This is a genomic window from Pseudomonas sp. F220 (assembly GCF_057813935.1).
In genome coordinates this window covers 1-1,027 of sequence record NZ_JBVASJ010000108.1, presented here as the reverse complement: position 1 = coordinate 1,027, position 1,027 = coordinate 1, and the positions used below count along the sequence as shown (strand labels likewise).

At 50.9% G+C, this 1,027-nt stretch carries 1 pseudogene; it reads right to left on the bottom strand.

What is annotated here, in order from left to right:
• Window positions 1–901 precede the first annotated feature (901 nt).
• Window positions 902–1,027, bottom strand: a pseudogene (locus ACZYSM_RS29185) (IS630 family transposase); the annotation flags it as partial.

Below are 1,027 nucleotides of genomic sequence, written 5' to 3'. Positions count from 1 at the left end.
ACCCGAAAATCAGCAAAATGAGGGCGAAAATCGGCCCTGGAAATGCAAAATAAGGCCGGCAGGTTGAAAAAAACCGGCTTGGCAATGGGGGCGGTGCGAACGGGTTAATTGTTCAGCGTCTCCTTAGCACGCAACTGGATGGTGTCGTATTCGGCGACTACTTAGTTGAGGTCAACACCGACCTTGATGTGTTAGTGAGTGCTGAGACAATCCTACAGTTTGCCCCAGGAGTCTTGTTGGAGGTGAGCAATGACGGCCAAGACATTAAGTGCGATCTAAAAGTAAGTGGCCAGGGTAGGACGAGGCGAGTCCCTCAACATTTGGCGCGTCTACTGCTAAAAATTGATGGCGTTAAGTCGGTTGGTGAGCTCTGTACCCAATGCGGTACGCAAGTTGAAGATGATTTACTGACAGAACTGAGTCGCTATGTGCGCCTTCGTGTCTTCAATGCATGCAAATCAGGGATGGGCGCGCGATGATCATCCGGCGATTTAGTCCAAGGGAAGTACTCAACAAGATTCTGCCCGAACGTCACAGACTGGATATATCGAGAATTTCTGATATCAGCGATTTCAACCCAGTAGGGTTAAGGCTGGTGCAGGCCGTCCGTACAAACGTTGTCAAAGGGCAAGTCAGTGCGACCACAGGAAAGGGCTTCACACTGCTCGAGGCGACTTGTGGGGCTCTCTGCGAAGCCTTGGAGCGGCATGCTGCGGCGCACTTTCCGCAAAAGCTCGTCGTCAATAAGCGAGATATAGGCTCACAGCGAGACATTCAGGAAAGCTTCGGTTATTCCACCACCGCTCAAGTTCAAGATTTCATAGTTGCCGAGGATGTTGGCAGTGCTATGCACTTATGGGTGCCAGCTATCGAGGTTCTTTTTCCGTACCATGGCAGCGATCTAGTGTGCTGTCTCAGAAAAAACGTTCTCTTTGGACTGTGATGCCATCGCCTCTCGCGCACGCTGGATCTTGCGCAAGATGTCTTCACCTTTTGCATTCCAGACGTATAGGCTTGGCTGAGCATT